Origin of the sequence: Nocardia panacis (assembly GCF_003598715.1) — a bacterium.
Taxonomy (GTDB): domain Bacteria; phylum Actinomycetota; class Actinomycetes; order Mycobacteriales; family Mycobacteriaceae; genus Nocardia; species Nocardia panacis.
Window position 1 is genome coordinate 95831 of record NZ_QZFU01000029.1, and the last position, 26324, is coordinate 122154.

Annotated in this window: 20 protein-coding genes; 16 read left to right on the forward strand and 4 right to left on the reverse strand. The window is 66.2% G+C overall.

The annotated features are described in order from the left end of the window. The first annotated feature begins 7 nt into the window (after positions 1 to 7). Positions 8 to 4714 (forward strand): non-ribosomal peptide synthetase, encoded by a 4707-nt coding sequence (locus D5S18_RS22980; protein ID WP_120043153.1) that lies wholly within the window; start codon positions 8 to 10, stop codon positions 4712 to 4714. A gap of 44 nt (positions 4715 to 4758) precedes the next feature. Then, positions 4759 to 9741 carry a non-ribosomal peptide synthetase gene (locus D5S18_RS22985; RefSeq protein ID WP_120043471.1) on the forward strand — a complete coding sequence of 1661 codons (4983 nt, stop codon included), beginning with the start codon at positions 4759 to 4761 and terminating at the stop codon, positions 9739 to 9741. A gap of 160 nt (positions 9742 to 9901) precedes the next feature. On the opposite strand, the gene D5S18_RS22990 is transcribed toward D5S18_RS22985, so the two are convergent. Continuing rightward, the gene (locus D5S18_RS22990) at positions 9902 to 11236 is read right to left on the reverse strand and encodes a SagB family peptide dehydrogenase (protein WP_120043154.1); all 1335 of its coding nucleotides are present in this window, start codon (positions 11234 to 11236) and stop codon (positions 9902 to 9904) included. 37 nt (positions 11237 to 11273) lie between these two features. Then, on the reverse strand, positions 11274 to 12257 hold the full coding sequence (locus D5S18_RS22995) for an ABC transporter substrate-binding protein (RefSeq protein WP_120043155.1): 984 nt from the start codon (positions 12255 to 12257) through the stop codon (positions 11274 to 11276). Positions 12258 to 12377: 120 nt separating this feature from the next. On the opposite strand from D5S18_RS22995, the gene D5S18_RS23000 reads away from it, so the two are divergent. Continuing rightward, positions 12378 to 13448, forward strand: coding sequence for a DUF6545 domain-containing protein (locus D5S18_RS23000; protein WP_120043156.1), 1071 nt, complete (start codon positions 12378 to 12380; stop codon positions 13446 to 13448). 40 nt (positions 13449 to 13488) lie between these two features. Next, positions 13489 to 15270, forward strand: a complete 1782-nt coding sequence (locus tag D5S18_RS23005) for an MFS transporter (RefSeq protein ID WP_120043157.1) — start codon at positions 13489 to 13491, stop codon at positions 15268 to 15270. Between the two features lie 43 nt (positions 15271 to 15313). Here D5S18_RS23005 and D5S18_RS23010 read toward each other — a convergent pair whose 3' ends face one another. Together D5S18_RS23010 and D5S18_RS23015 are read right to left on the reverse strand one after the other, a co-directional pair. Next, on the reverse strand, positions 15314 to 17353 hold the full coding sequence (locus D5S18_RS23010; RefSeq protein WP_239003950.1) for a M13 family metallopeptidase: 2040 nt from the start codon (positions 17351 to 17353) through the stop codon (positions 15314 to 15316). An 89-nt stretch (positions 17354 to 17442) separates the two neighbouring features. Continuing rightward, entirely contained in the window at positions 17443 to 19485 is a 2043-nt protein-coding gene (locus D5S18_RS23015; RefSeq protein WP_345789784.1) for a M13 family metallopeptidase, read from the reverse strand. A 368-nt stretch (positions 19486 to 19853) separates the two neighbouring features. Between D5S18_RS23015 and rplN the strand changes: the two genes are divergently transcribed. The 12 genes from rplN to D5S18_RS23075 all read left to right on the forward strand — a co-directional run bounded on the left by rplN (position 19854) and on the right by D5S18_RS23075 (position 26321). After that, positions 19854 to 20222 (forward strand): 50S ribosomal protein L14, encoded by a 369-nt coding sequence (gene rplN, locus D5S18_RS23020; protein ID WP_019045060.1) that lies wholly within the window; start codon positions 19854 to 19856, stop codon positions 20220 to 20222. A 1-nt stretch (position 20223) separates the two neighbouring features. Continuing rightward, complete coding sequence (gene rplX / locus D5S18_RS23025; protein WP_120043160.1) at positions 20224 to 20538, forward strand: 50S ribosomal protein L24; 315 nt, start codon at positions 20224 to 20226, stop codon at positions 20536 to 20538. Positions 20539 to 20540: 2 nt separating this feature from the next. After that, entirely contained in the window at positions 20541 to 21107 is a 567-nt protein-coding gene (gene rplE / locus D5S18_RS23030) for a 50S ribosomal protein L5 (RefSeq protein WP_120043161.1), read from the forward strand. A gap of 4 nt (positions 21108 to 21111) precedes the next feature. Then, the gene (locus tag D5S18_RS23035; protein WP_029923637.1) at positions 21112 to 21297 is read left to right on the forward strand and encodes a type Z 30S ribosomal protein S14; all 186 of its coding nucleotides are present in this window, start codon (positions 21112 to 21114) and stop codon (positions 21295 to 21297) included. Between the two features lie 316 nt (positions 21298 to 21613). After that, positions 21614 to 22012 carry a 30S ribosomal protein S8 gene (gene rpsH, locus D5S18_RS23040; protein ID WP_120043162.1) on the forward strand — a complete coding sequence of 133 codons (399 nt, stop codon included), beginning with the start codon at positions 21614 to 21616 and terminating at the stop codon, positions 22010 to 22012. 14 nt (positions 22013 to 22026) lie between these two features. Further along, positions 22027 to 22566 carry a 50S ribosomal protein L6 gene (gene rplF / locus D5S18_RS23045; protein WP_120043163.1) on the forward strand — a complete coding sequence of 180 codons (540 nt, stop codon included), beginning with the start codon at positions 22027 to 22029 and terminating at the stop codon, positions 22564 to 22566. A 2-nt stretch (positions 22567 to 22568) separates the two neighbouring features. Further along, on the forward strand, positions 22569 to 22976 hold the full coding sequence (gene rplR / locus D5S18_RS23050; protein WP_120043164.1) for a 50S ribosomal protein L18: 408 nt from the start codon (positions 22569 to 22571) through the stop codon (positions 22974 to 22976). 49 nt (positions 22977 to 23025) lie between these two features. Beyond that, complete coding sequence (rpsE, locus tag D5S18_RS23055; protein WP_120043165.1) at positions 23026 to 23673, forward strand: 30S ribosomal protein S5; 648 nt, start codon at positions 23026 to 23028, stop codon at positions 23671 to 23673. 1 nt (position 23674) lies between these two features. Continuing rightward, positions 23675 to 23860, forward strand: a complete 186-nt coding sequence (rpmD, locus tag D5S18_RS23060) for a 50S ribosomal protein L30 (RefSeq protein WP_120043166.1) — start codon at positions 23675 to 23677, stop codon at positions 23858 to 23860. Further along, positions 23857 to 24300 (forward strand): 50S ribosomal protein L15, encoded by a 444-nt coding sequence (gene rplO, locus D5S18_RS23065; RefSeq protein ID WP_120043167.1) that lies wholly within the window; start codon positions 23857 to 23859, stop codon positions 24298 to 24300. Before rpmD ends, rplO begins: the two co-directional genes overlap by 4 nt. A gap of 159 nt (positions 24301 to 24459) precedes the next feature. Continuing rightward, entirely contained in the window at positions 24460 to 25779 is a 1320-nt protein-coding gene (gene secY, locus D5S18_RS23070; protein ID WP_120043168.1) for a preprotein translocase subunit SecY, read from the forward strand. After that, a complete protein-coding gene (locus D5S18_RS23075; protein WP_120043169.1) occupies positions 25776 to 26321 on the forward strand; it encodes an adenylate kinase in 546 nt (181 codons plus the stop codon). Before secY ends, D5S18_RS23075 begins: the two co-directional genes overlap by 4 nt. The last annotated feature ends 3 nt before the right edge of the window (positions 26322 to 26324 follow it).

The window sequence follows — 26324 nt, forward strand, 5'->3', positions numbered from 1 at the left end:
GAAGTCGATGTCGCAGACCACGCGGCCGGAGATCGAGGACGTGCTCGCGCTGAGCCCGTTGCAGGAGGGACTGTTCTCGCTGGCCCGGCTGGCGGGCGCGGACGATCTGTACAACATGCAGTTCGTCCTCGAGGTCGCGGGTCCGGTGGACACCGCCCTGCTGCGCCGCAGCGTGGAGACCATCCTGGCGCGCCATGCCAATCTGCGTGCCGCGTTCTGGGATCGGGACCTGCCCAAGCCGGTGCAGATCGTGCCCGCGGCGGTTGAGCTGCCCTGGTTCGAAACAACTGCCGACAGCGCGGAATTCGAGGCGATCGTGGCTTCGGAGGCGCGCTTCGGCTTTGATCTGTCGCGCGGTCCCGCGCTGCGGGTGGTGTTGGTGCGGCTCTGCGAGAGCGACACGGCAGCGCGGCGCATGATCGTCACCGCCCACCACATCCTGATGGACGGCTGGTCGCTGGGTGTCTTCTTCCGCGAACTGTTCGCCGTCTACGAGGCGGGCGGCTCGGCGGCAGCCCTGCCCGACCCGCGCCCGTATCGCGACTACATCGGGTGGTTGGCGAGCCGCGACAACACTGCGGCCCTGGGTGATTGGGTGGACTACCTGGGCGAGGCGGAGCCGCTGATTCTCGCCGACCGTGCCGAAGGCGCGATCAACACCGCGGTCCCCGATATCCACACCCACACTGTCGGCGTCGCGGAGACCGAGCGGCTCCAGAGGTGGGCGCGGGCCAACGGGCTGACCATGAATACCGTGGTGCAGTTCGCCTGGGCGGTCGTGTTGAGCAGGCTGACCGATCGCCGCGATATCGTCTTCGGCACCACGGTCTCCGGCCGCCCGGATGAACTGGCGGGCGTCGAGACGATGATCGGTCTGTTCATCAATACGGTGCCGGTGCGAATTCCGCTGGCGGAGTTCGACGGTGAACCGATCGCGCAGGCATGCGCTCGATTGCAGCGCACCTCGGCGAGAATGCGCGATATCGGCTACCTGAGCCTGTCCGCGATCCAGCGCGCGGCCGGTCGCGGCAATCTCTTCGACACGCTGTTCGTCTACGAGAACGCGCCCGTGGCCGATGTGCTGCAGGAGATCACGACCGCCGACGGCACCAGCTTCCGTCCCACCGCCTCGGAGAGCCTGACCCACTACCCGCTCGCGGTGGTCTCCTATCTCCTCAATGGTGAGCTGGCCGTGGTGGTCGAAGCCGTGACGGCAGCGCTCGGCGAGCTGTCGGCGGCCGATCTGGGCGATCGGCTGGTGGCGGTATTGCGACAGCTACCGGAATCTGGTGCGGTGGACCAGGAATCGCTGGATGTGCTGTTGCCCGACGAACGTCCACGGCTGCCCGCGTCGGTCGCGTCGGATGTCGCGGGTGTGACGGTCGCGGAACTCTTCGCCCGTCAAGCCGCGGCGACCCCCGACGCATGCGCCCTCACCACCGAGGACGAAACCTTCAGCTACCGGGAACTTTCCGACGCGGCGCTGCGGGTCGCGGCCGGGCTGCGCGCCTGCGGCATCGGTGCGGAAGACACCGTGGCGTTGGCGCTTCCGCGTTCGGCCCGATCGGTCGTCGCGATCCTGGGCGTGCTGTCGGCGGGCGCGGCCTATGTACCCATCGACCTGTCCTTGCCCGACGCGCGCATCGCTTCGATTCTGCGCCAGTCGAATCCGCGAATCATACTGACGGACGGCGATTTCGAAGCAGCCGGAGCGGTCCCGGTGGCCTCCGTCTCGGAGATCGGAAAGGCCGCAACGCTTTCCGCGCCGATCCACGTGGCACCGGACTCCTGCGCCTATCTGATCTTCACTTCCGGTTCCACCGGCGAGCCCAAGGGGGTAATGGGCACGCATACCGCCTTGGCCTCCTATTTCGCCGATCACCGCGACAGGGTCTATCGGCTTGCCGTCACGAAACTTGGTCGCCCGCTGCGCATCGCGCACGCCTGGTCGCTGAGTTTCGACGCGTCGTGGCAGCCAATGATCGGCCTGTTCGATGGCCACGCCATCCACCTGTTCGACGCCGAGACCATGCGCGACGCCCGCGGACTCGTGGCCGGAATCGCCGGGCGCGGTATCGATATGATCGACACGACCCCGTCCATGTTCGCCCAGCTCTCGGCGGCGGGACTCGGCGAGCAGGACTGCCCGCTCGCGGTGCTCGCCCTCGGCGGCGAGGCGATCGGCATCCCGCTGTGGCGGCAGTTGTGCGCGCTGCCGAATACTGCGGTATTCAACTGCTACGGCCCCACCGAGACCACGGTGGAAGCGGTCGTCGCCGCCGTCACCGATCCGACGGCCGCACCCACCATCGGCACCCCGAACACGGGAACCGCCGGATACGTCCTGGACTCGCGCCTGCGGCCGGTGCCGGACGGCGTGGTGGGCGAGCTGTATCTTGCCGGTGCGCAATTGGCGCGCGGATACGTGGGCAAGCCCGGCGTCAGCGCCGACCGGTTCGTCGCCGATCCGCGTCGACCCGGCATGCGCATGTACCGCACCGGAGACCTGGTGCGCCGCTTGGCTTCCGGCGGCTACGGCTACCTCGGTCGCGCCGATGACCAAGTGAAGATTCGCGGCTACCGCATCGAGATCGGAGAGATCGAGACCGCGCTGCGGGCGCTGCCCGGTGTCCGCGAGACCGCGGTGCTGGTGGTGCGTCGCCCGAGCGGACCGGTGCTGGTCGCGTTCGTGGTCGGCACGGTGGCAACGGATCTGCGCGCCCGCCTGGCGGATCGGCTGCCGGGCTATATGATTCCGCACCGCATCAACGCGATCGACGCGCTTCCGGTGACCGGTAACGGCAAACTCGATACCCGACGTCTCCAAGACCTGGCCGTCGCCGCCTTGGCGAGCGGCACCGCCGCGACACCGACCACACCCACCGAGCGCGGGCTGTGCGCGGCGGTGGCCGAGTTGACCGGTGCGTCCGAACCCGGCGTCGACGCCGACCTGATCGCTTTGGGTCTGGACAGTATCGCGGCCATCGCTCTGGTGAACGCGCTGCGGCAGCGGAATCTTGCGGCGACACCGCGCATGGTGTTGGCCGCCACCACGATTCGGGAGCTGGCGGCCGCGATCGATGCGGGCGCGGGCGCGGACCGAGTCGCGACCTCCGACGGCTACGGCTCGGTCGGCGCGGTTCCCGTCCTGTCGTGGATGTACGAGTACGGCGGCTATCGACGGCTCGCGCTGAGCACCCTGCTCGAACTGCCCGACGGCATCGACCGCCCGCGTTTGGCGGCCGTCTTGCAGTCGCTGCTGGACGGTCACGACCTGCTGCGGGCTCGATTCGTCGCCACCGCAACGGGTTACGACGTGATAACCAGGGCGCCGGGCGTGATTCGGGCGAGTGACATCCTGACCGAGGCCGCCGCCGGGCCCGACCTCGGCGCGACCCTGCGCAACGCCGCCGATCGCGTCGCGGCCGAAATCGACGCCTTCTCGGGCGATCTGGTTCGCGCCGTATGGGTAGCTCGCGCCGACGCGCCGGATCTACTGCTCCTGCACATTCACCATCTGGCCGTCGACCCGGTGTCCTGGCATATCGTGTGCGCGGACTTGGCCACCGCCTGGTCCCAACTGACCGAGGTGAATTCGGCATCGCTCGCGCCGGCCAGGGCGAATTCGACCTTGCCGGGGCTGGCGGAGGCAAGCTCGGATCTACCGGAGCGGGCGGAGGCGAGTTCGGCACTGCCGGAGCGGGCGGAGGCGAGTTCGGCACTGCCGGAGCGAGCGGAGGCGAGTACGGCACTGCTGGATCTGGCGGAGGCAAGTTCGCATCTGCCAGAGCCAGCAGGGGTGAGTTCTACCGCGCCCGAGCTGATTCCGTCCGCCGAGTACACCGGATATCGAACCTGGGCGGCCCGGATGCGCGAACGCGCGCACCTGCCCGAGGTGGTTTCGCAGCGGGAGCACTGGATACGACAGTCCGCCGCCCCGGATCCGGTGTTGGGCGCGCGTCGACCCGATCCGACCAAGGACACCTGGGCCTCCTATCAGGTGCACCCGGTGGAGTTGGATTCCGAACTGACCGCCGCACTGCTCACCGAATCGGAGACGCGGACAACGCTGCTCACCGCATTGACCCTGGCACTGGCGAGTTGGCGCCGCGAGCGCGGCGAGGATCCCAGCGCCGGTGCGTATCTCGCCATCGAGGGCCACGGCCGCGAGGACGAAGCGCTCGGGCCGGATATCGACACCACCAGGACCCTCGGTTGGTTCACCAGCATCTACCCGGCCCGGTTCGGATCCGACAGCACAGTGGATGTCGCGGCGGCACGGGAGAATCCGGAACTTGCCGCCCGGCTTCGAGAGGCCATTGCGGCCGAGCTGGCGAGTATCCCCAATAACGGCCTCGACTATGGCGTGTTGCGCTACCTGGACGACATCCGAGAACTCGCCGACGCACCGCAACCCCAGGTGCTGTTCGACTACCTCGGCCGTCTCGATCTGGCGGGCGCGCACCGCCCCTGGTCGCCGTTGACCGATTTCGATCTCTTCCGGCATCTGCCGACCGCGCCGGAACCGGATTTTCCACTGCGCTACGCGATGGATGTGATAGCCGGTGTGCGTGGCGGCGCGGACGGACCGCAGTTGGTGACCCTGCTGCGCTGGAGCGACGCCATGCTGACCGCCGCCGAGGTGGACCGGATCGCCGAACTGTGGCGCGGCGCGCTCACGGCGCTCGCCGCCCTCGCACCGACCCGCGCCTGACCGCCGAACAACCAGCCTCCCAGACGATTTCGCGAAGGACCGCCATGTCGAACGAAACCATCGACCGCCGCAGGGAACTGTTGCGCAGCCGCCTGCGCGCCCAGCAGCTCACCGCCGCCGAGGCGGGGCGGCCCACCCGCGTGCCGGGAGCGCCCGTCCCGCTCTCGCCCGCGCAGCACCGCATGTGGTTCGTGCAGCGGCTCGACCCGGCGGATACGACGCTGAATATCTGCGTGGCGTATCGCCTCGAAGGCGGTCTGGACTCCGAGGCCCTGCGGGCGGCCACCGCCGCCGTCGTGGCCCGCCACGAAATCCTGCGCACCACCTACCACGTCGGCGAAGACGGCGCGCCGTACCAGGTTTCCCGTGCCGAGGCCGAATTGCCCTGGCAGGAACACGATCTCACCGAACTGCCCGCCGAGAGCCGCGAGCGCAGACTCGAGGTGCTGGCGCGCCGCGAATTCGCTCGCCCCTTCGACCTGTCCGCCGATGTGCCGCTGCGTGCCACACTGGTCAGGACCGATGCGCGGACCTACGCATTGATCCTGGTGGTGCACCACATCGCCTGGGATGACGAGTCCTGGCCGGTGTTCTTCACCGAACTCAATGCCGCCTATCGCGATCAATCCCTGCCCGAGATCGCCGCGCAGTACGCCGATCTCGCGACCGGCGACGACGAGGATCTGACCTACTGGCGCGACGCACTGACTCCGCTGCCCGAACGCCTGGAACTGCCGAGCCTGCGCGGCACCGGATCCCCGTCGCGTACCGCCGAACGCCGCGTACGCGAACTGCCCCCCGAACTGCTGGACCGGGTCGCCGAACTCGGTCGCATTCACGGCGCGACCCCATTCATGGTGCTGCTGGCCGGTTTCCAGGCCCTGGTGCACCGCTACACCGCCGCGACGGATTTCCTCGTCTCGGTGCCGGTGACCAACAGGCCCGGTCGCGCCGAAGCTCTGCTCGGCTACTTCGGCAATACGGTGCTGCTGCGCGCCGAGACCGACGGCGCGGCCGGATTCGACGCTCTGGTGGCGGTGACCAGGGAACGCTGCGTCGGCGCATTCGCCCATCAGGGCGCGGGTATCGACCGGGTGGTCCGCGAGGTCGGACCCGATCGGGCGGCGGGTCGCGACGGAATGGCCCAGTTGGTCCAGCTCAGTTTCAGCGTGCGCGGCGACGCGAATGGTTTCGACCTGCCGGGCGTCACGGCCACCGAACTGCCCTTCGGCAGCGCGGTCGCGCAGGAGGAATTGGGCCTGATGGTGGTGCTCGACGGCGCGGACGCGCGGGTGGAGGCCACCTACCTGGTGGACGAGCTCGACGGCGCGATCGTCGCGCAGTTCCTCGATCACTACGCGCAGTTCCTGGAAAGCGCTCTGGCCCAACCTGATCGGCCGCTGCGGGAAATCGATGTGCTCGGCGCGGGTGATCGCGCGGCCCTGCTGGACCTATCATGCGGACCGCTGGTCGAGGAGTCGCCGACCACGCTGACGGCCCTGCTGCAAGCGCGGGCGGCGGCCACCCCCGATGCCATCGCCGTTGTCGCCGAAGATCTCGAGCTCACCTTCGACGGGCTCAATCGACGGGCGAACCGCCTGGCGCACCACCTCATCGGAGCAGGCATCGGCCCGGAGGACATCGTCGCGCTGTGCCTGGCGAGTTCGGTGGAGTTCCTGATCGCCGCCATCGCGGTCCTGAAAGCCGGTGCGGCATACCTGCCGATCGATCCCGCCTACCCGGACGAACGCATCGCCTACCTGCTCTCGGATGCCGCACCCGCGCTGGTCCTGGATGCCGAATCCGACCTGACCGGTGCGAATCCCACTCTGCCGGACCGCAATCCGACCGATGCCGACCGCCGCCGCGCCCTGCGTCCGTCGAATACGGCCTACGTCATCTACACCTCCGGCTCCACCGGCAAGCCCAAGGGCGTCCCGGTGCCGCACGAGGCGATCGCCGAACACCTCACCGGTTTCCACGCCGAATGGGATCTGACGCCCGAGGATCGGGTATTGCAGACGACATCGGTGAGTTTCGACGCCTCCTTCGCCGACACCTTCCTGCCGCTGCTCGCGGGCGCGCGCGTGGTCATCCCGAAACCCAATGCCTACCGCGATATTCCGTATGTCGCGCAGATGGTGACCCGGCACGGTATCTCGGTGCTGCACATGGTGCCCTCCATGCTGGCCGCATTCCTGGTGCTGCCGCAGGTCTCCGATTGGCGTTCGCTGCGGCATGTCCCGGTGGGCGGCGAGGCACTGCCCGGCGAGGTGGCCGACCGCTTCGCGACGCAGTTCGACGCCGACCTGCGCAATCACTACGGCCCGACCGAGGCGGTGGTGTGCTCCACCCATATGCCGGTGGCGGGTCCGCAGGGCACCGGGATCGTCCCGATCGGCGTCCCCAACCGCAATGTTCACCTGTACCTGCTGGATTCGGCGCTCCAGTTTGTGCCGACCGGTGTGGTCGGCGAGATCTACCTCGGCGGCAGGCAGTTGGCGCGCGGCTATCTCGATCGGCCGGGTCTGAGCGCGACGCGCTTCATCGCCGACCCGTTCCAGCCGGGCGAACGGCTCTACCGCACCGGTGATCTCGCGCGTCGCAATGCGATGGGGGAGATCGAATTCGTCGGCCGCGCCGACGAGCAGGTCAAGGTGCGCGGCTACCGCATCGAACTCGGCGAGGTCGAAGCCGCGGTGAACGACCAACCGGGCGTGGCGCATTCGGTGGTGATCGTGGCCGAGCATCCGAGCCTCGGCCCCATGCTGGCCGCCTACGTCGTGCCTGCGGCAGGTGTGGAATTCGACCTCGACGAGGTGCGCGCCAGGGTCGGCACGGTGCTGCCGGATCACATGGTCCCCTCGGCCTTCGCGGTCATCGACGCGATTCCGCTGACCGCGCACGGCAAACTCGACAAGCGCGCTCTGCCCGCGCCCGAACTGGCGGCGGCCCGCGGCTACCGCGCACCCCGCACGCCCACCGAGCTTCGGATCGCGGGCCTGTACGGCCAACTGTTCGATCGGGAGCGGATCGGGGCCGACGACTCGTTCTTCGAACTCGGCGGTCACTCGCTGCTCGCGGCCCGACTCATCACCATGATCCGCGCCGAACTCGGTATCGAGATCGATATGCGGGTGCCCTTCGACAAGCCGACCGTGGCCGGACTGGCCGAACATCTGGTGGACGCCTTCCGTGCCGAATTCGGGATCGATATAGACGAATTGGCGATCGAGGACGAGGAGCCCGCACAGTTGTCCGGTGCGCGTTCGGAATTGGTGCGCCGGGAACGGCCCGAACATATCCCGCTGTCGTATTCGCAGCGCGCCTACTGGCTGCAAAGGCGGCTGGAGGGTGCGATCGACGGCGAGAATGTGACCTATCCGGTCCGCTTCGACGGCCCGCTCGACCTCGCCGCGCTGCGCATCGCCATCGACGATGTGGTCGCCCGGCACGAATCGTTGCGCACCACCTTCCCCGAATACGAGGACACCCCATACCAATTGGTGCATCCGGCCGCTCCGGTCGACGTGCCGGTGGTGACCATCGCCGAGGACCGGTTGGACGCGGAACTGTCCGCCGACGCGGGCTACACCTTCGACCTGCGAAACGAACCGCTGCTGCGGCTGCGCCTGCTCGTCCTCGATCCGACCACTCACGTGCTGTCCATCCTGATGCACCACATCGTGGCGGACCGCAGATCGTGCCAGATCTTCATGGACGATCTGACCACCGCCTATCGGTCCAGGGTGCGCGGCCAGGAGCCGGTGTGGTCCGAACTGCCGTTCCAGTTCGCCGATTTTGCGCTGTGGCAGCGGGAGAGCTTCGACCGGGGTCCGGGTCGCGAGGTGAGTCCGCACGGTCGAGCCCAACTCGACTTCTGGTGCGATGCGCTGGCCGGACTGCCCGACGAGATCGCGGTCGCCCATGACCGCCCGCGCCCGGCCGTCCTCGGTCGCGGCGGCGTCAGCGCGGCTCGCACCTTGTCGGCCGACACCTGGAATCGGTTGCGCGCCACGGCCGAGGCGGCGGGCGCGACGGAATTCATGCTGTGCCAGGCGGTCAGCGCGGTGGTGCTGCGGGCGCTCGGCGGCGGCGAGGATCTGGCCATCGGCGCGGCCGTCGGCAATCGAATCGAACCGGGCACCGACGAATTGATCGGCCTGTTCGCCAATGTCGTGGTGCTGCGCAATGATCTGACCGGCAATCCGACCCCGCGCGGCGTGCTGGATCGGGTGCGCGACGCCGCGCTGGACGCGATGAGCAAACAGGGCGTGCCCTTCGAGCGACTGGTGGAGACGCTGAATCCACCGCGCTCACTGGCCCGCAACCCGCTGTTCCAGGTGATGATGCACTTCCGGCACCGGCCGGGACCCGCACCCTTCGACGCGAACGGCGCGACCACCCTCAGCGGTATCGCCAAGTACTACGACGTCTCCTTCATGGACTTCCACCTCGACTACAGCGTCGAGGCGGACGGCGCGCTCACCGCCCGCGTCGTGGTCAATCCGGATCTGTACGAGGCGGCCACCGGCGAGATATTCGCCGATGTGCTCGCACGGGTGCTGGAAGCCTTTGCCGACCAACCGGATACGGTGCTCGACGGACTCGAGGTGCTGCCCGCGGGGTGGGATCCGACCCGCTCGGTTGTGCGCTACGCCCCGGTGGCGACCGTCGAAACCGCAGGCGGCCCGCCGCGCACCGACACCGAGCGCACCCTCGCCGCACTCCTGGAGGATTTGCTCGAGATCACCGATATCACTCGCGACGACGGATTCTTCGCGCTGGGCGGCGATAGCGTCATCGCCATTCAATGGTCGACCCGCGCGGCGGAGTCGGGTCTGCCGCTCACCCCGCAGATGGTGTTCGAATACTTCACCCTCGCGGAATTGGCCGCCGCCGTGGACGAGGCGGCCGCCGTCCCGCCCGTCGCGGTCGAGGAGCACACCTACGCGCCGATGGCGGCCTCCGGACTCGGCGCCGACGCCCTCGCATCGCTGCGGGAATCCTGGTCCGCGCAGGGCTGATTCGGAGCAAGGCCGCAGCCCGGAACCCGACGGTTCCGGGCCGCGCCGTGTATCTTGTGCCACACCGCATCGCTGCGTGACCGTGGTGAAATTGCCTGCCTCAGCGAACGGCTATGAAGTAGCGGAACGCAGGTCAACGCTGATACCGGTGAACCCGTATCTAACGCGGCGTCCCCACGATGATGCTGCCGACGCTGCATTCCTCCAGTTCGTCGACCCCGGTCGCGTCGGTGAATGCGGCGGTATCGCCGAAACCTTGGGCGCACACACCCAAACCCATGGCGGTGGCGGCAAGGTAGACGGTCTGCATGAGCGCTCCGACGTGTTTGAGAATGGCCGCGTACGCGATCTGCTCGTAGGTCCACATCATCCGGCCCGCGCGGGCCGCTATGACGATCAGCAGTTGGGGTTGCGCACCGCCATCCAGTGTGGCCGCTGTGGATTTGATCAACCGTTGCACCGCAGGGGAATTCGTATCGGCGACCGGCCGCAGCGCGTGGTCGAACGAATCGTAGTGGTACATGGCGGGCGCGAGCCCGGCGACATGGCGCACCACCGGATACATTTCCAGCTCGTACAGGCTCCCGCCGGAAGGGTAAGGGCGCGAGGACAATTCCTCGTTCTCCCCGCCGGAACGCACGCCCTTGGTGCGGGCGGTGCGGTAGAGCAGTTCGGACAGTTGGGTCAGATCGATCGGGGCCACATCGTCGAAGGCCCTGGTGGAGACGCGATCCTCGAGGACCGAGGTGAGGGTGGGGTCCTCGGCGCGCAGCGCGTCCATATCGGGAACCGGCAGCATGATCGGCGTGCCCGGATAGTCGGCGCGGCGGGCGGGCGGCTGCGGGAATTCGGGTTTGGCCCATTTGGTCGGTCCGAAATGCTCCCAGGTGACGGTGCGTTCGCCGAGTGTGCTGCGTCGGTGGAACCACAGATCCGGCGCGCTCCAACTGCGGGTGGTGAACTCGCGCGCCTCGACTTCCGGATCGGCGACGGTGAATCCGCCCCATGCCAGGTCGACGGCCAGCCGCCGCATCACCCGGTCGGGCAGTCCGGATTCGCCACCGCCGAGCGCCGTGAGCACCCGCGCGTCGGTGATCGCCAGATCGCACCAGGACAGCGGATGCTCCAGCCGGAATCCGTCCGAATCACGATGCAGTATCGCGAATTTCGATAGGACGATCGGACCGGCGGACGCGGGGCGCGCGGTCGGTCGCCCGAATGGCGCGATCGTGTACAGGTCGTGTCCGTCGGCCTGTACGGTTACCGAGAGCCAGCCCTGTGCGGCCAACCGATCGATCAGTTCGAAGCCCGCGGCGGACAACTCCCGCCCCGCGACCGGCCCCCGATTCAGCGCCTTCAAAGCGGTGAGCTGATCCGGGCGTAGCCGGCTGAGCTGCTGTTTGTGCGGCGGATTGAGCAGTACCGCGCCGGTGGGCACGGTCAAGCAGGTGGCACCGGCGCGCAGGGCGTACCGCAGGTGAATATCCGGGAGCACCGGTGGGCCTTTCGATCGGATCCGGGGATATCGCGGGCTATTTCGCGGCGTTGGCGAGCGCCGGAGTCAGCTTGTCGAGCAGGTACGGCACCGACAGCGCTGTCGGCTGATTGATGCCGGTGATCTCCTGAACGGTCAGGAAAACCACCGAATTCTTTTTCACCGCAGGAAGATTCGCGTAGCCGGGCAGGTTGCGGTATTTCTCGTCCCAGCCGGGGGAGTAGCCCGCGATCAGCAGATCGGCATCGAGCTCATCGACCCGCTCGGGTGAAAGTGCCAGCCGCCCTTGACTGCTGGGCTGGTCGGTGAGGTGCTTGGGGATCGTCATCCCGAGTTGTTCGAAGACCCGGCCGGATCCGTCCTTGGGATCGGTGAGCACCATGAGTTGGGTCGCGCTGCCGAGCCAGGTGCTGAGGAAGGTCTTGCCCTTGATGCCGGGATCGGCCGCCGCGATCCCGGCGATCTTGTCCTCGACGCCGGTGATGACCTTGCGCGCGGCGTCCTCGCGGTGCAGTACTCGACCCAGCGTATTCACCTGCTCCTGCCACGGCGCGACAGTTTCCTTGGTGAGCGCGGGCAGCGTCGGGGCCAGCTTGCTGAACTCGGTGTAGTTCTTCTCGTCGGCGATGAATCCGTCCACCAGGATGAGATCGGGTTCCAGGGCGGCCACCTGTTCGGCGAGGTTCCCGGTGGTGTTGAGCGGTTTGGCCGATTCGAGCGCCTTGGGCGGCTGCCAGGCGGGTGCGCCATTGGCGACCACCGCGACATTATCGATGTAGGCCACGGGTGTCACGCCCAGCGCGAGCGCCGTGTCGAGCCACTGATTGCCGAGGGCGACAACCTTCTTCGGGGTGCCTTTGACGGTGGTGGTTCCGCGCGCGTGGGTAACGGTGACGGATTCGCCGCCGGAATCGGTGTCGGTATCCGACGAGCCGCAGGCCGCCACGCCGAGGGCGAGCGCGCCGACGAGCGCGGCGCGGGCGAACCGTATCGGGCCGCGGCGCGGTCGAGCGAATGTCATCGGGGCACCCTTCGTTCGTTGGCTGAAAGTCAGCCTAGGCTAACCTACATTTCCATCGCGGCCCCAAGAGCCCGATCACCCGGTGTCGTAGCATCGGCCGGGCGAAAGGGGCCGACAACGATGACCGCCGAGGTGCCCGCCTGGCTGATGGTCACCGCGATAGTCCTCGGGACGAGCATCGCGGCGGCCCGCTGGGTCCTGGTCGCGGCGAGCTTCGGCGACCTGCTGATCAATCGCGCCATGAGTTGGATCGCACTGGCCGTCGTGATCGAGGAGGCAGGGGCCGGAACCTCGTTCGCCGCGCTGACATACCGGATATTCCTGGCTCTCGGCGTGCAGACCCTGGCGAATATGTACGGCATCGCGGTTTTGTTCGCCCGTGGCGATCCGTTGGCCGCGCGGGTGCGCCAGCGTCGCTACGACCTGGCCGCAGCGGTGGGTTCGCTGATCGTGCTCTGCCCCGGCCTTCCGGCGAATTCGGCACTCGCCGTGCCGGATTGGCGCGCGCTGCTGGTCTGGGCGATCTTCAATCTGCCGACCGCGGCGGCCGGGATCTGGATCGTGGCGGCGTGTGCGCGCGAACTGCGCGCCACCGACTCCTCCCGCAGAGAGAAGTTGGCTTCGGCCGTACTGCTGCTCACGGCCACCACCTGGACCTATGCGGCGGTGGCCGATGGTGTGCAGGTGCTGCGCGGCCATCCTTCGAGCAGTCCGGGCGCGTATTGGACCATTCCGTCCTGTCTGATCTATCTGTCGCTCGTCGGATTGACCGCGGTCCCGCTGGTCAGGATCGCCGTGCTGCGCTCCGGGTTTGATCACACCGGCCGGGCGGTGCGCAGGTTGCGCCCACTGTGGCGCGACCTCACCGCCTCGGTGCCCGCGATCGTGCTGCCCGCCGAGGGGATTCGCGATCCGGAATTGCGGCTGTATCGGATGATCGTCGAGATTCGCGACGCGCTGCATCTATTGGAGCGATACGCGCCCGCCGAGCCAACGGACTACGCGGTGCGGATCGCGCGCGGCATCCGGGCCAAATCGCTGGGGCACTCGCCTGTCGCCGCGCGCACCGACCACGTGGATCGGGATCTGTCCGAGGAACTGGCCTACCTGCTCGCCCTCGCCCGCCGCTGGCCGCGCGCCGTGCACGCCGTGGATTTTCGCCCCGACCGCCTTGATAGTTACATCCGCTAACTATATAGTTTGCGGGGGTAAAAATCTGCAAGGGGCTGAAGTGACCACTCCACCGACCGATCTGGACCTCGGCGAGGTGCAGACCATCCGCCGCCGACAGCGCTACGACCGCGACCATCCGCATTACAAGTGGATCGTCCTGACCAACACCACCCTCGGCATCCTGCTGACCACGATCAACTCATCGATCCTGCTCATCTCGCTGCCCGCCATCTTCCGCGGCGTCGGCCTCAATCCGCTCGAGGCGAGCAACGTCGGCTACCTGCTGTGGATGCTCATGGGCTATCTGCTCGCCACCGCCGTGCTGGTCGTGATGTTCGGTCGCCTCGGCGATATCTACGGTCGGGTCCGCATCTACAACCTGGGCTTCCTGGTCTTCGCGGTCTGCGCGGTCGCGCTGTCCTTCGATCCGGTCACCGGCGGGGCAGGCGCCATGTGGATCATCGTCTGGCGGGTGCTGCAAGGTATCGGCGGCGCGATGCTCACCGCGAATTCGGCCGCCATTCTCACCGATGCCTTCCCGGCCAAACAGCGCGGCACCGCCCTCGGCATCAATATGGTCGCCGCCGTCGCCGGATCCTTTCTCGGCCTGTTGATCGGCGGCGTACTGTCCGAATGGGATTGGCGCGCGGTGTTCTGGGTCAGCGTGCCGATCGCCGTCCTCGGCACCATCTGGTCCTACCGCTCCCTGCACGAGGTGGGTCTGCGCTCGGCGGGCCGCATCGACTGGGCGGGCACCATCACCTTCGCGCTCGGTCTGACCGCACTGCTCACCGGCATCACCTACGGCATCCAGCCCTACGGCGGCCACGCCACCGGATGGTCGAGTCCCTGGGTGCTGGGCGCGGTGATCGGCGGTCTCCTACTGCTCGCACTGTTCTGCGTGGTCGAGGCCAAGGTGGCCGAACCCATGTTCCACCTCGGACTGTTCCGCAATCGCGCCTTCGGCCTGGGCAACTTCGCCAATCTGCTGGTCTCGATCGGGCGCGGCGGCGTGCAATTCATGCTGATCATCTGGTTGCAGGGGATCTGGCTGCCGCTGCACGGTTTCAGCTACGAGTCGACGCCGCTGTGGGCGGGTATCTACATGCTCCCGCTCACCGTGGGATTCCTTGCGGCAGGCCCGATCTCGGGTTGGCTGTCGGACCGCTACGGCTCCCGACCGTTCACCACCGGCGGCGCGCTGCTCACCGGCGTCACCTTCATCGCGCTGCTGGTGATTCCGGTCGACTTCAACTACTGGCTGTTCGCTCTGATCATCCTGCTCAACGGGATCGGCAGCGGACTGTTCTTCTCGCCCAACACCGCCGCCATCATGTCCAGCGTGCCCGCCGCGCAGCGCGGCGCGGCCTCCGGTATGCGCGGCACCCTCTTCAACGGCGGCAACGCGCTGTCGATGGGCATCTTCTTCTCCCTCATGGTCGTCGGCCTGGCCGCGACCCTGCCCTCGGCCCTCTCCTCCGGACTGCAGGCACAAGGTGTTTCGGCTGCCGCCGCGGGCAAACTCGCCGATATGCCGCCGGTCGGCAGCCTGTTCGCCGCCTTCCTCGGCTTCAACCCGATTCAGGAATTGCTCGGCCCGACCGGCGAATTGACCAAACCCGGCGTGAACGCCCACGCCCTCACCGGACAGGAGTTCTTCCCCAACCTGCTCACCGGTCCCTTCCACTCCGGTCTGCTGGTGGTCTTCCTCGCCGCCGCCGTCATGATGTTCCTCGCCGCCGCGGCCTCCTACTTCGCGGGCGGGAAGTACGTCCACGACGAACAGGCCGAACTCGCCGAGGCCGACCAACTGACCCGCGACAAGGTCGCGGTCAGGTAGGTGGCGAATTCGGTGCGCGATCTCGCCGATCGCGCACCGAATCTCACAGCACCACGCGCTGATCGGGCGCGAGGAACATCTTGTCCGAATCCTTCACCTCGAACGCGCGGTAGAACTCGGGCAGGTTTCGCACGATTTGATTGCAGCGGAACTCATTGGGGGAGTGAACATCCGAGGTCAGCAGGCTGACCGTGACCTCCTTGGTCTGCTTGCCCCGCCAACTGCGCGCCCAAGCCTGGAACATCGCCCGATAGTCGGGTTCCTCGATACCGCGCCGCTTCTCGGCCATCCGGAAGGCGGCCAGCGCGATGATCAGCCCGCGCAGATCGGCTAGATTCTCACCCACCGTCAACTCGCCGTCCACATGCTGACTCGGAGCCAAACCCTCGGGCACCAGCGTGTTGTACTGGGCGATGAGCTGCTGGGTCTTGGCATCGAAGGCGGCCCGGTCCTCGGTGGTCCACCAGTTGTTGCGATTGCCGTCGGGATCGTATTTGGAGCCCTGGTCGTCGAAGGCGTGGCCGATCTCGTGGCCGATGGTCGCACCGACACCGCCGAAATTCACGGCGGGCGTGCCGTCCTCGTCGAAGAACGGCGGTTGCAGGTACGCCGCGGGGAAGACCACCTGATTGCCGCTGGCGGTGTAGTAGGCGTTGACCGTCTGCGGCGTCATACCCCACTCCGATTTGTCCACCGGGGTGCCGAGCCTGCCGAAGGCCCGCCGCGTCTCGAAATCATTGATGGCGCGCACGGATTCGATGAGTTTGCCGCGCGTGATCCGCAGCTTCGAGTAATCGACCCACTGATCCGGGTAGCCGATCTTCGCATCGATCTTGTCCAGTTTGGCGATGGCCGCATCCCTGGTGGGCGGGGACATCCACGGCGAGTTCCGGAACGCCTCGCGGTAGGCGGCCACGAGATCGGCGACCATCTCCTTGACCCCCGCTTTGGCGGCGGGCGGAAAGTACCGCGTCACATAGACTTTGCCGAGCTGCTCGCCGAGCTTGTCGTCCACCAGCGCCACACCCGACTTCCACGGCTCGGGCCGCTCCTGCAACCCGCTGATCGCCTTGCCGAAGAATTCGAAATTGGCGTCGTAGAGGTCCTTCTTCAGGTACTTGGCGAAATCGCGGACCAGGCTCAGCCGCAGATAGTCGCGCCAGACGGCGATATCCACCTCCGCCCACAGCTTTCCGGCATGTGCCAGGAACGTCGGCTGCGAAACGATAATCCGCTCGAACAGCGCGCGCGGGCGATCGGTATTGCCGGAAAGCCATGGATCCCAGTCGAATCCGGCACCGAGCGCCTGAACCTCGGCCCAGGAGTGCGGATTATAGGTGCGGTCGGTGTCGCGGTTGCGTACCCGGCTCCAATGCCCGTCGGCGATCTTGGCCTCGAGGTCGAAGACACGCTGGGCCATACCCGCCGGATCCGCAAAGCCCGCTCCGGCGGCGATCTTCTCCAGGAAGATTCGGTAGGCCGCGAGTTCCTTGGCGTGCTCGGGTTTGTGGAAGTACTCCTCGCCCAAACCGATACCCGACTGACCCACATGGGGCACATACCGGGTCGAATCGCGCTGATCGATGGAGATGCCGAGACCGACGAGCCCGCCGATCGGCAGCTCACCCATCACCTTGGCCAGCTCCGGTTTGCCTGCCGCGCCGTCGATCTTGGCGAAAAGATCCTGCAGCGGCGACATTCCGAGCTGTTCGATCGCCGCGCGGTCCAGGCGCGCGTCGTACAGATCGCGGATCTGCTGCTCCTCGCTGCCCGGTTTCGGATCGCGAATGCCATCGATGATCTCGCGCAGTTGCGCCTGAGTGCGTTCGTAGGCTTCGGCGTCCGAGCCGTAGGAGGTCTTGTCCGGTGGCAGTTGATACTCGCGCAGCCATTTGCCGTTGACGCTGCGGTACAGGTCGTCCTGCGGGCGGATCGCCGGGTCGACACCGCCCAGATCCGGGCCGCGCAGCGGCTTGGCCGCCTCATCCTTGCCGCAGGCGACCAGGGCGGCCGCCGCCGGGGCGAGCCCGAGCGCGATCAGAAATGCGCGGCGATCCAAACGCACAGGACCCGTCGACGTCACCAAAACCTCTCCCCGCCGCGGCGCGTCCGCGGTCCAACTCGTGGCCAATCCGGTCCGAGGCTACCGGGGTTCGCCGCAGCGGGGAGGGGTCACAGCGATACCCGCTGGTCGGGAGGGAGGAACAGCTTGTCGCCCTCGTGCGTGCCGTAGGCGGTGTAGTACTCCGGCAGGTTGCGCACCACCTGGTTGCATCGGAACTCCGGCGGCGAATGCGGATCACTGGCCAGCTGATTCTCGACGATCTCGATGGTCTGCTTGGTGCGCCAGTTGCGCGCCCAGGATTCGAATACCGGCCGGTAGTCCGGATTGTCGTTGCCGGAGCGCTTTTCGGCGAGGCGGTAGGCGGACAGCGCGATCATCAGCCCGCGCAGATCGGCCAGATTCTCCCCGACGGTGAGTTCACCGCTGACATGCCGGTCCGGTGGCAGCCCTGCGGGCACCAGTTCGCTGTACTGCTCGATAAGCCGCTTCGTCTTGGCCTGGAAGGCGGCTTTGTCCTCGGGGGTCCACCAGTCGTGCAGGTTGCCGTCCCCGTCGTACTGGGAGCCCTGATCGTCGAATCCGTGCCCGATCTCGTGGCCGATCACCGCACCGCCCGCACCGTAATTGACTGCGGGCCGGGCATTCTCGTCGAAGAACGGGGGCTGCAGGAAGGCGGCGGGGAAGACGATCTCATTGCCGCTCGGGTTGTAGTAGGCATTGACGGTCTGCGGCGACATGCCCCACTCCGTCTTGTCCACCGGCTTGCCCAATCGGTCGAACATGCGCTTGGCGCCGAATTCGTTGATGGCGCGCAGGGATTCGATCAGCTTGCCGCGGGTGACCTGCTGCCCGGAGTAGTCCTCCCACTTGTCCGGATAACCGATCTTGGCATCGATCTTGTCGAGTTTGACCAGCGCGGCCTCCTTCGTGGCCGTCGACATCCAGCTGGAATTGCGGAAATTGTCGCGGTAGGCGGCCATGAGGTCGGCGACCATCTGCTTGGCGCGATCCTTGGCCGACTGCGGAAAGTGCCTGGCCACATAGAGTTTCCCCAGCTGGTCGCCCAGTTGGCCATTGACCGTGCCCACGCCGGACTTCCACAACTCCGGGCGCTGCCGCAATCCGTTCATCACCTTGCCGAAGAATTCGAAGTTGGCGTCGGAGATGTCCTTCTTCAAGTAGGGCGCGTAGCCGCGGACCATGCCGAGCTTCAGATAGTCGCGCCACAGGGCGATATCGACCTCGTTCCACAGTTGCGCGACGGCCGTCAGGAACGAAGGTTGGGCCACCTGGACGGTCGTGAATACCTCGCGCGGGCGCGAGGTATTGCCCGCCAACCAGCCATCCCAGTCGAAACCCGGTGCGAGCGTGGATAGCTCGGTCCAAGCGCGCAGGTTGTAGGTGGCGCTGGGATCGCGCATCCGAACCTTTTCCCAGAAATTGCTCGCGATGCGGGTCTCCAGATCGACCACGCGGGCACCCATCGCCTCGGGATCAGGAAAGCCCGCGCCCGCCGCGATCTTGCCCATGAAGACGCGGTAACCCGCCAGCTTGTCCGCGAATTCGGGCTTGCGATAGTACTGCTCGCCCAAACCGATACCGGCCTGACCGAGCACCGGCAGGTGGGCATTGGAATTCTTGGCGTCGACCGTCACGCTGAGCCCGATCAGCCCGACGCCCGGCAACTCGCCCATCACCTTGGCCAGCGCCACCCGATCGGCCGCGCCATCGATCTTCGCGAACAGATCCTGCAGCGGGGACAGACCCAACTTCTCGATCTGATCCAGATCCACCCGCGCGTCGTACAGGTCGCGGATCTGCTGCTCGTCGGATCCGCCCTTCGGATCGTGAATCCCCTCGATGATCTCGCGCAACTGGCCTTCGATACGTTCGGCCACCTCGTCGAAGGTGCCGAAGGACACCTTGTCCGGCGGCAGTTGATATTCGCGCAACCACTTGCCATTGACATGGCGATACAGATCGTCCTGCGGCCGGATCGCGGGATCAACCCCCGACAGATCCACCCCCGTCAACGCCTTCGGCGGCGCCGCGTTGGAACAGGACGGCAGGACCAGGGTCGCGGGCACCAAACCCAGCGCCATCAAGAACCTGCGGCGATCGAGAGCGAACGGACGCTCTGGCGCGGTCAATTCGGATCTCCTCCGTCGGGTGCGCATGCTCGGACGTTGCTCGCCCCGACGCTACTGAACCCGACTGAGGATCACCTGAATCCGTCCTCGCGTGGCGCGCTACCGGCCGTCGGTGCTTTTGGGGATCCGGTAGCGGCCTCGAAAGCGCTGCCCTGAATTTGGCTCGACCTGCGCGTTCTCGTACACTAGAGCGGTTGCCTGCGGGCGTCATGCCCGCAATCCGACCGCGAACCCCCTGCGGTTCGGTCGGCGAGTAATCGTTGAACCGAGCGAAACCGCTGGTAGGCGCGCGTTCGGTGGGCAACCGACCATGCCCGTCGGGTCGGCAATCCGGCGTGCGTTACGTCCAGGTCTAGGAGGATGCTGAAGTGATTCAGCAGGAGTCGCGACTGCGCGTCGCCGACAACACGGGTGCCAAGGAAATCCTTTGCATTCGCGTTCTCGGTGGTTCGTCGCGTCGCTATGCCGGTATCGGCGACATCATCGTCGCTACCGTGAAGGACGCCATCCCCGGCGCCAATGTCAAGAAGGGCGACGTCGTCAAGGCGGTCGTCGTGCGCACCGTCAAGGAGCGCCGCCGTCCGGACGGCTCGTACATCAAGTTCGACGAGAACGCGGCCGTGCTGATCAAGGCGGACAACGATCCGCGCGGCACCCGCATCTTCGGCCCGGTCGGCCGCGAACTGCGCGACAAGAGGTTCATGAAGATCGTTTCGCTGGCCCCGGAGGTGCTCTGACATGAAGGTGCACAAGGGCGATACGGTGCTGGTCGTCTCGGGTAAGGACAAGGGTGCCAAGGGCAAGGTCATTCAGGCCTACCCGAAGGAGAACCGGGTCCTCGTCGAGGGCGTCAACCGAATCAAGAAGCACGTCGCGAACTCCACGAATCAGCGTGGCGCCTCCTCGGGCGGCATCGTGACCCAGGAAGCCCCGATCCACGTGTCCAACGTGATGGTCGTCGATTCCGATGGCAAGCCGACCCGTATCGGCTACCGGACCGACGAGAACGGCAAGCGGGTCCGGATCTCCCGTAAGAACGGGAAGGACATCTGATCATGACCACCACCGAGAACAAGATCCAGCCCCGTCTGAAGCTGCGCTACCGCGCGGAGATCAAGGACGCGCTGAACGAAGAATTCAACTACGCCAATGTGATGCAGATCCCCGGCGTGGTGAAGGTCGTCGTGAACATGGGTGTCGGCGACGCCGCCCGCGACGCCAAGCTCATCAATGGCGCGGTCAACGACCTGGCGCTGATCACCGGCCAGAAGCCGGAGATCCGCAAGGCGACCAAGTCGATCGCGCAGTTCAAACTGCGCGAGGGCATGCCGATCGGCGCGAAGGTCACCCTGCGCGGCGACCGCATGTGGGAGTTCCTGGACCGCCTGGTGTCCATCGCGCTGCCGCGTATCCGCGACTTCCGCGGTCTGTCGCCCAAGCAGTTCGACGGCAACGGCAACTACACCTTCGGCCTCAGCGAGCAGTCGATGTTCCACGAGATCGACGTGGATTCCATCGACCGCCCGCGTGGTATGGACATCACCGTGGTGACCACCGCGACCAACAATGAAGAAGGCCGCGCCCTGCTCAAGCACCTCGGCTTCCCGTTCAAGGAGAACTGAGCACATGGCTAAGAAAGCTCTGATCAACAAGGCCAACGCCAAGCCGAAGTTCGCGGTTCGCGCCTACACCCGCTGCCAGCGCTGCGGCCGCCCGCACGCCGTCTACCGCAAGTTCGGCCTGTGCCGAGTCTGCCTGCGCGAAATGGCGCATCGCGGCGAACTCCCCGGAGTGCACAAGAGCTCCTGGTGAGTGCATAGCCCGGTTTCGATCAGGTCCCGTCTCCGTTCTCGGAGACGGGACCTTTTCGATTCGACGACTCCTATGGTGGCCCAGATTTTGTGAGGGTTGGCGGGTTGCGTACACTGATCCGGTTGCTTGGGGACAGCTGTGTCTGTTGGGCGGTGTGCGAGCCCGCGTCCGAGCACTGAGGGCTCTGTTGAGAACTCATTCCGGTCGGCAAGTGTCGGCCGGGCCATCCGAATTGCTGTAGGCCCACGATTCGCGCGCCTGGATGGGTGCGGGTGCTGTATGGGAACCGCAGCGAGAAAGGTGTCTAGGTCGAACCATGACCATGACTGATCCGATCGCAGACTTCCTGACACGTCTGCGCAACGCCAACTCGGCGTACCACGATCAGGTGAAGGCTCCGCATTCGAAGCTCAAGGCGAATATCGCCGAGATCCTCAAGCGCGAGGGCTACATCGCCGACTACCGGACCGAGGACGCGCAGGTGGGCAAGAGCCTGGTCGTCGACCTCAAGTACGGCCCCAGCCGTGAGCGCAGCCTGGCAGGCGTGCGCCGCGTGTCCAAGCCGGGTCTGCGTGTGTACGCGAAGTCCACCAACCTGCCCAAGGTGCTGGGCGGCCTCGGCGTGGCCATCATTTCCACGTCGCAGGGTCTGCTCACCGACCGTCAGGCAGCCAAGCAGGGCGTGGGCGGCGAAGTCCTCGCCTACGTCTGGTAAGGGAGGTCAGGACTATGTCGCGTATTGGCAAGAAGCCCATCGCAATTCCGGCCGGTGTGGATGTCACCATCGACGGCCAGCAGGTCTCGGTGAAGGGTCCCAAGGGCACCCTGACCCACGTGGTCGCCGAGCCGATCACCGTCGCCAAGGCCGAGGACGGCCAGCTCGAGGTCGGCCGCCCGGACGACGAGCGCAAGAGCCGCTCGCTGCACGGCCTGACCCGCACCCTGGTCGCCAACATGATCGTCGGCGTGACCCAGGGCTACGAGAAGAAGCTCGAGATCGCCGGTGTCGGCTACCGTGTCGCGCTGAAGGGCGCCAACCTGGAGTTCGCGCTCGGCTACAGCCACTCGATCGTCTCCGAGCCGCCGAGCGGTATCACCTTCGCGGTGGAATCGCCCACCAAGTTCTCGGTGTCCGGCATCGATAAGCAGCTGGTCGGCGAGGTCGCCGCCAATATCCGCAAGTACCGCAAGCCGGAGCCGTACAAGGGCAAGGGCATCCGGTACGCAGGCGAGGTCGTTCGCCGCAAGGTCGGAAAGACGGGTAAGTGATCATGGCGCAAACCGAAAACCAGAAGGCGAAGCGCATCCCGCTGGGCACCGACGCGTCGACCCGGCGTCGTCTGTCCAAGACCCGTCGCCACTTCCGTCTGCGCAAGAAGGTCGTCGGCACCACCGAGCGTCCGCGCCTGGTGGTCAACCGGTCCTCGCGCCACCTGCACGCGCAGTTGGTCGACGATTCGATCGGCAAGACCATCGCCGCCGCCTCGAGCATCGAGGCCGATGTGCGCGCGCTCGACGGCGACAAGACCGCCAAGGGCAAGAAGGTCGGCGAGCTGCTCGCGGCCCGCGCCAAGGCGGCCGGTGTGGACGCCGTCGTCTTCGACCGCGGTGGTCACGACTACCACGGTCGCATCGCCGCGTTGGCCGATGCCGCTCGCGAAGGTGGGTTGAAGTTCTGATGGCGAACCTGAACACACTGCTGATTCATCTGAATGGAAGGAACGTCTGATGCCGGGACGTCAGAGGCGTGACGGCGGCAACGGACCCGCCGGACAGAATGGCAACGCCCCCGAGGGCGGCCGCGAGAACCGTCGTGGCGGCGGCGACCGCCGCGGTGGCGACCGTCGCGACAACGCGGCCGAGAAGAACCAGCTCGAGCGCGTCGTCGCGATCAACCGCGTGTCCAAGGTCGTGAAGGGTGGTCGTCGCTTCAGCTTCACCGCCCTGGTCATCGTCGGCGATGGCAATGGCCTGGTCGGCGTCGGCTACGGCAAGGCCAAGGAAGTTCCCGCGGCCATCCAGAAGGGTGTCGAGGAGGCGCGCAAGAGCTTCTTCCGCGTCCCGATGATCGGCTCGACCATCACCCACCCGGTGCAGGGCGAGGCCGCCGCGGGTGTGGTCATGCTGCGTCCCGCGTCCCCCGGTACCGGTGTGATCGCGGGCGGTGCCGCGCGCGCCGTGCTGGAGTGCGCCGGTATTCACGACATCCTGGCCAAGTCGCTCGGTAGCGACAATGCGATCAACGTCGTGCACGCGACCGTCACCGCGCTCAAGCTGCTGCAGCGTCCGGAGGAAGTGGCGGCCCGTCGCGGTCTGCCGCTCGAGGATGTTGCGCCTGCGGGCATGCTGCGGGCGCGTGCCGGACAGGGAGCCTGATATGGCACAGCTGAAGATCACCCAGATCAAGAGCACGATCGGTGCCAAGGCGAATCAGCGGGAATCGCTGCGCACCCTCGGCCTGCGCAAGATCCGGCAGAGCGTCGTCCGTGCGGACAATGCGCAGAACCGCGGTTTGGTCAACGTCGTGCGTCACCTCGTGGAAGTTGAGGAGGTCAACGCATGACCATCAAACTGCATCATCTGCGTCCGGCTCCCGGTTCGAAGACGGAGAAGATCCGTGTCGGCCGCGGTGAGGGCTCCAAGGGTAAGACCGCGGGTCGCGGCACCAAGGGCACCAAGGCCCGTAAGAATGTCTCGCCCGCCTTCGAGGGTGGGCAGATGCCGATTCACATGCGGCTGCCCAAGCTCAAGGGCTTCACGAACCCGTTCCGCACGGAATACCAGGTCGTGAATGTCGGGCGGATCGCCGAGCTGTTCCCCGAGGGCGGCGTCGTCGGCAAGGACGAGTTGGTGGCGGCGGGCGCGGTTCGCAAGAGCCAGCTCGTGAAGGTCCTCGGCGATGGTGAGATCGGTGTCGCGGTCCAGGTGAGCGTCGACAAGGTGACCGGCTCCGCCAAGGAGAAGATCACCGCCGCCGGTGGCACAGTCACCGAGCTGGGCTGACCGGGTACTCTCGCAGCGGTGGCACCGGAGGAGTGGAGAGCTCCTCCGGTGCCACTGTTAGAGTTCAATTGTTGTCTGCCTGTCATGGTTTTCAGCATTCCTCTTTCGGACCGCGCTGAACATTCCATGTCATGACCATGTCGTTCGCCAGGAGGATCTGTGCTTTCCGCCTTCGTATCGGCCTTCCGGACACCGGATTTGCGGCGGAAGATTCTCTTCACGCTGGGGCTGCTCGCGCTGTATCGCGTGGGTGCCACGCTGCCGTCGCCCGGCGTCGATTACAAGGCCGTCCAGGAGTGCATCGCCCAGGCCACCGGCGGTGACAAGGCGGGTATCTATCAGCTGATCAACCTTTTCTCCGGTGGTGCGCTGCTGCAACTGTCGGTCTTCGCGATCGGCATCATGCCCTACATCACCGCGAGCATCATCATTCAGTTGCTCACGGTCGTCATCCCGCGGTTCGAGGAACTGCGCAAGGAAGGCCAATCCGGCCAGAACAAGATGACGCAGTACACCAGGTACCTGTCGATCGCGCTGGCGGTCCTGCAGGCCACCGGTCTCGTCGCGCTGGCCGCGCGGCGGCAACTTCTCCAGTGCCAGAAGGACATTCTGGCCGATAACGGCATTTTCGGAATGATCATCATCGTGCTGGTGATGACGGCGGGTGCGGCGCTGGTCATGTGGTTCGGCGAGCAGATCACCGAGCGCGGTGTCGGTAACGGCATGTCGCTGTTGATCTTCGCCGGTATCGCGGCCCGAATCCCCTCCGAGGGCAAGAACATTCTGGACAACCGCGGTGGTCTGGTGTTCGGCGGTGTGTGTGTGGCGGCGCTCGCCATCATCGCGGGCGTGATCTTCGTCGAACAGGGCCAGCGGCGGATTCCGGTGCAGTACGCCAAGCGCGTGGTGGGTCGGAAGATGTATGGCGGCTCCTCGACCTATCTACCGTTGAAGGTGAATCAGGCGGGTGTCATCCCGGTCATCTTCGCGTCCTCATTGCTGTATCTGCCGAATCTGATCGCCCAGCTGACCTCCTCGCGGACCAATACGAATCCGAGCTGGTGGCAGGAGTTGGTGCAGAAGTACCTGGTGAATCCGGGCAATCCGGTCTATATCGCGATCTACTTCGGTTTGATCGTGTTCTTCACCTACTTCTATGTCGCGATCACCTTCAACCCGGAGGAGCGCGCGGACGAGATGAAGAAGTTCGGCGGGTTCATTCCGGGGTATCGCCCCGGAAAACCCACTGCCGACTATCTGCAGTTCGTACTCAGTCGCATCACCCTCCCCGGCTCCATCTACCTCGGTCTCGTTGCCGTGTTGCCGAATCTGTTCCTGGATATCGGCGCTTCGGGTAACAACCAGAATCTCCCCTTCGGCGGCACCTCGGTGCTGATCTTGGTGAGCGTCGGGTTGGATACCGTGAAGCAGATCGAGAGCCAGCTGATGAATCGAAATTACGAAGGGTTCCTCAAGTGAGAGTTGTATTGCTCGGTCCGCCCGGTGCAGGCAAGGGCACCCAGGCCGTCCTGCTGTCGGAAAAGCTGGGCGTCCCACACATCTCCACCGGGGACCTGTTCCGCGCCAATATCGGCCAGCAGACCCCGCTGGGCCGAGAGGCGCAGAAGTACCTGGACAACGGTGATCTGGTGCCGAGCGATGTCACCAACCGCATGGTCGAGGCGCGGGTCAACGAGCCCGACGCCGCGAACGGCTTCGTGCTGGACGGCTATCCGCGCACGGTCGATCAGGCCGAGGCGCTGGAGAAGATTCTCGGCGATATGAGCAGCAAGCTCGATGCCGTGCTGTGCTTCGTGGTAGCCGAGGATGTGGTGGTGGAGCGCATGCTCGCCCGCGGCCGCGCCGACGACAACGAGGGCGTGATTCGCAATCGTCTGCGGGTGTACCGCGAGGAGACCGAGCCCCTGCTCGACCATTACGACGGTTTGGTCGTCTCGGTGGACGGCGTCGGCGAGGTGGACCAGGTCAATGCCCGCGCGCTAGCCGCGCTGGGCCACTGAGGC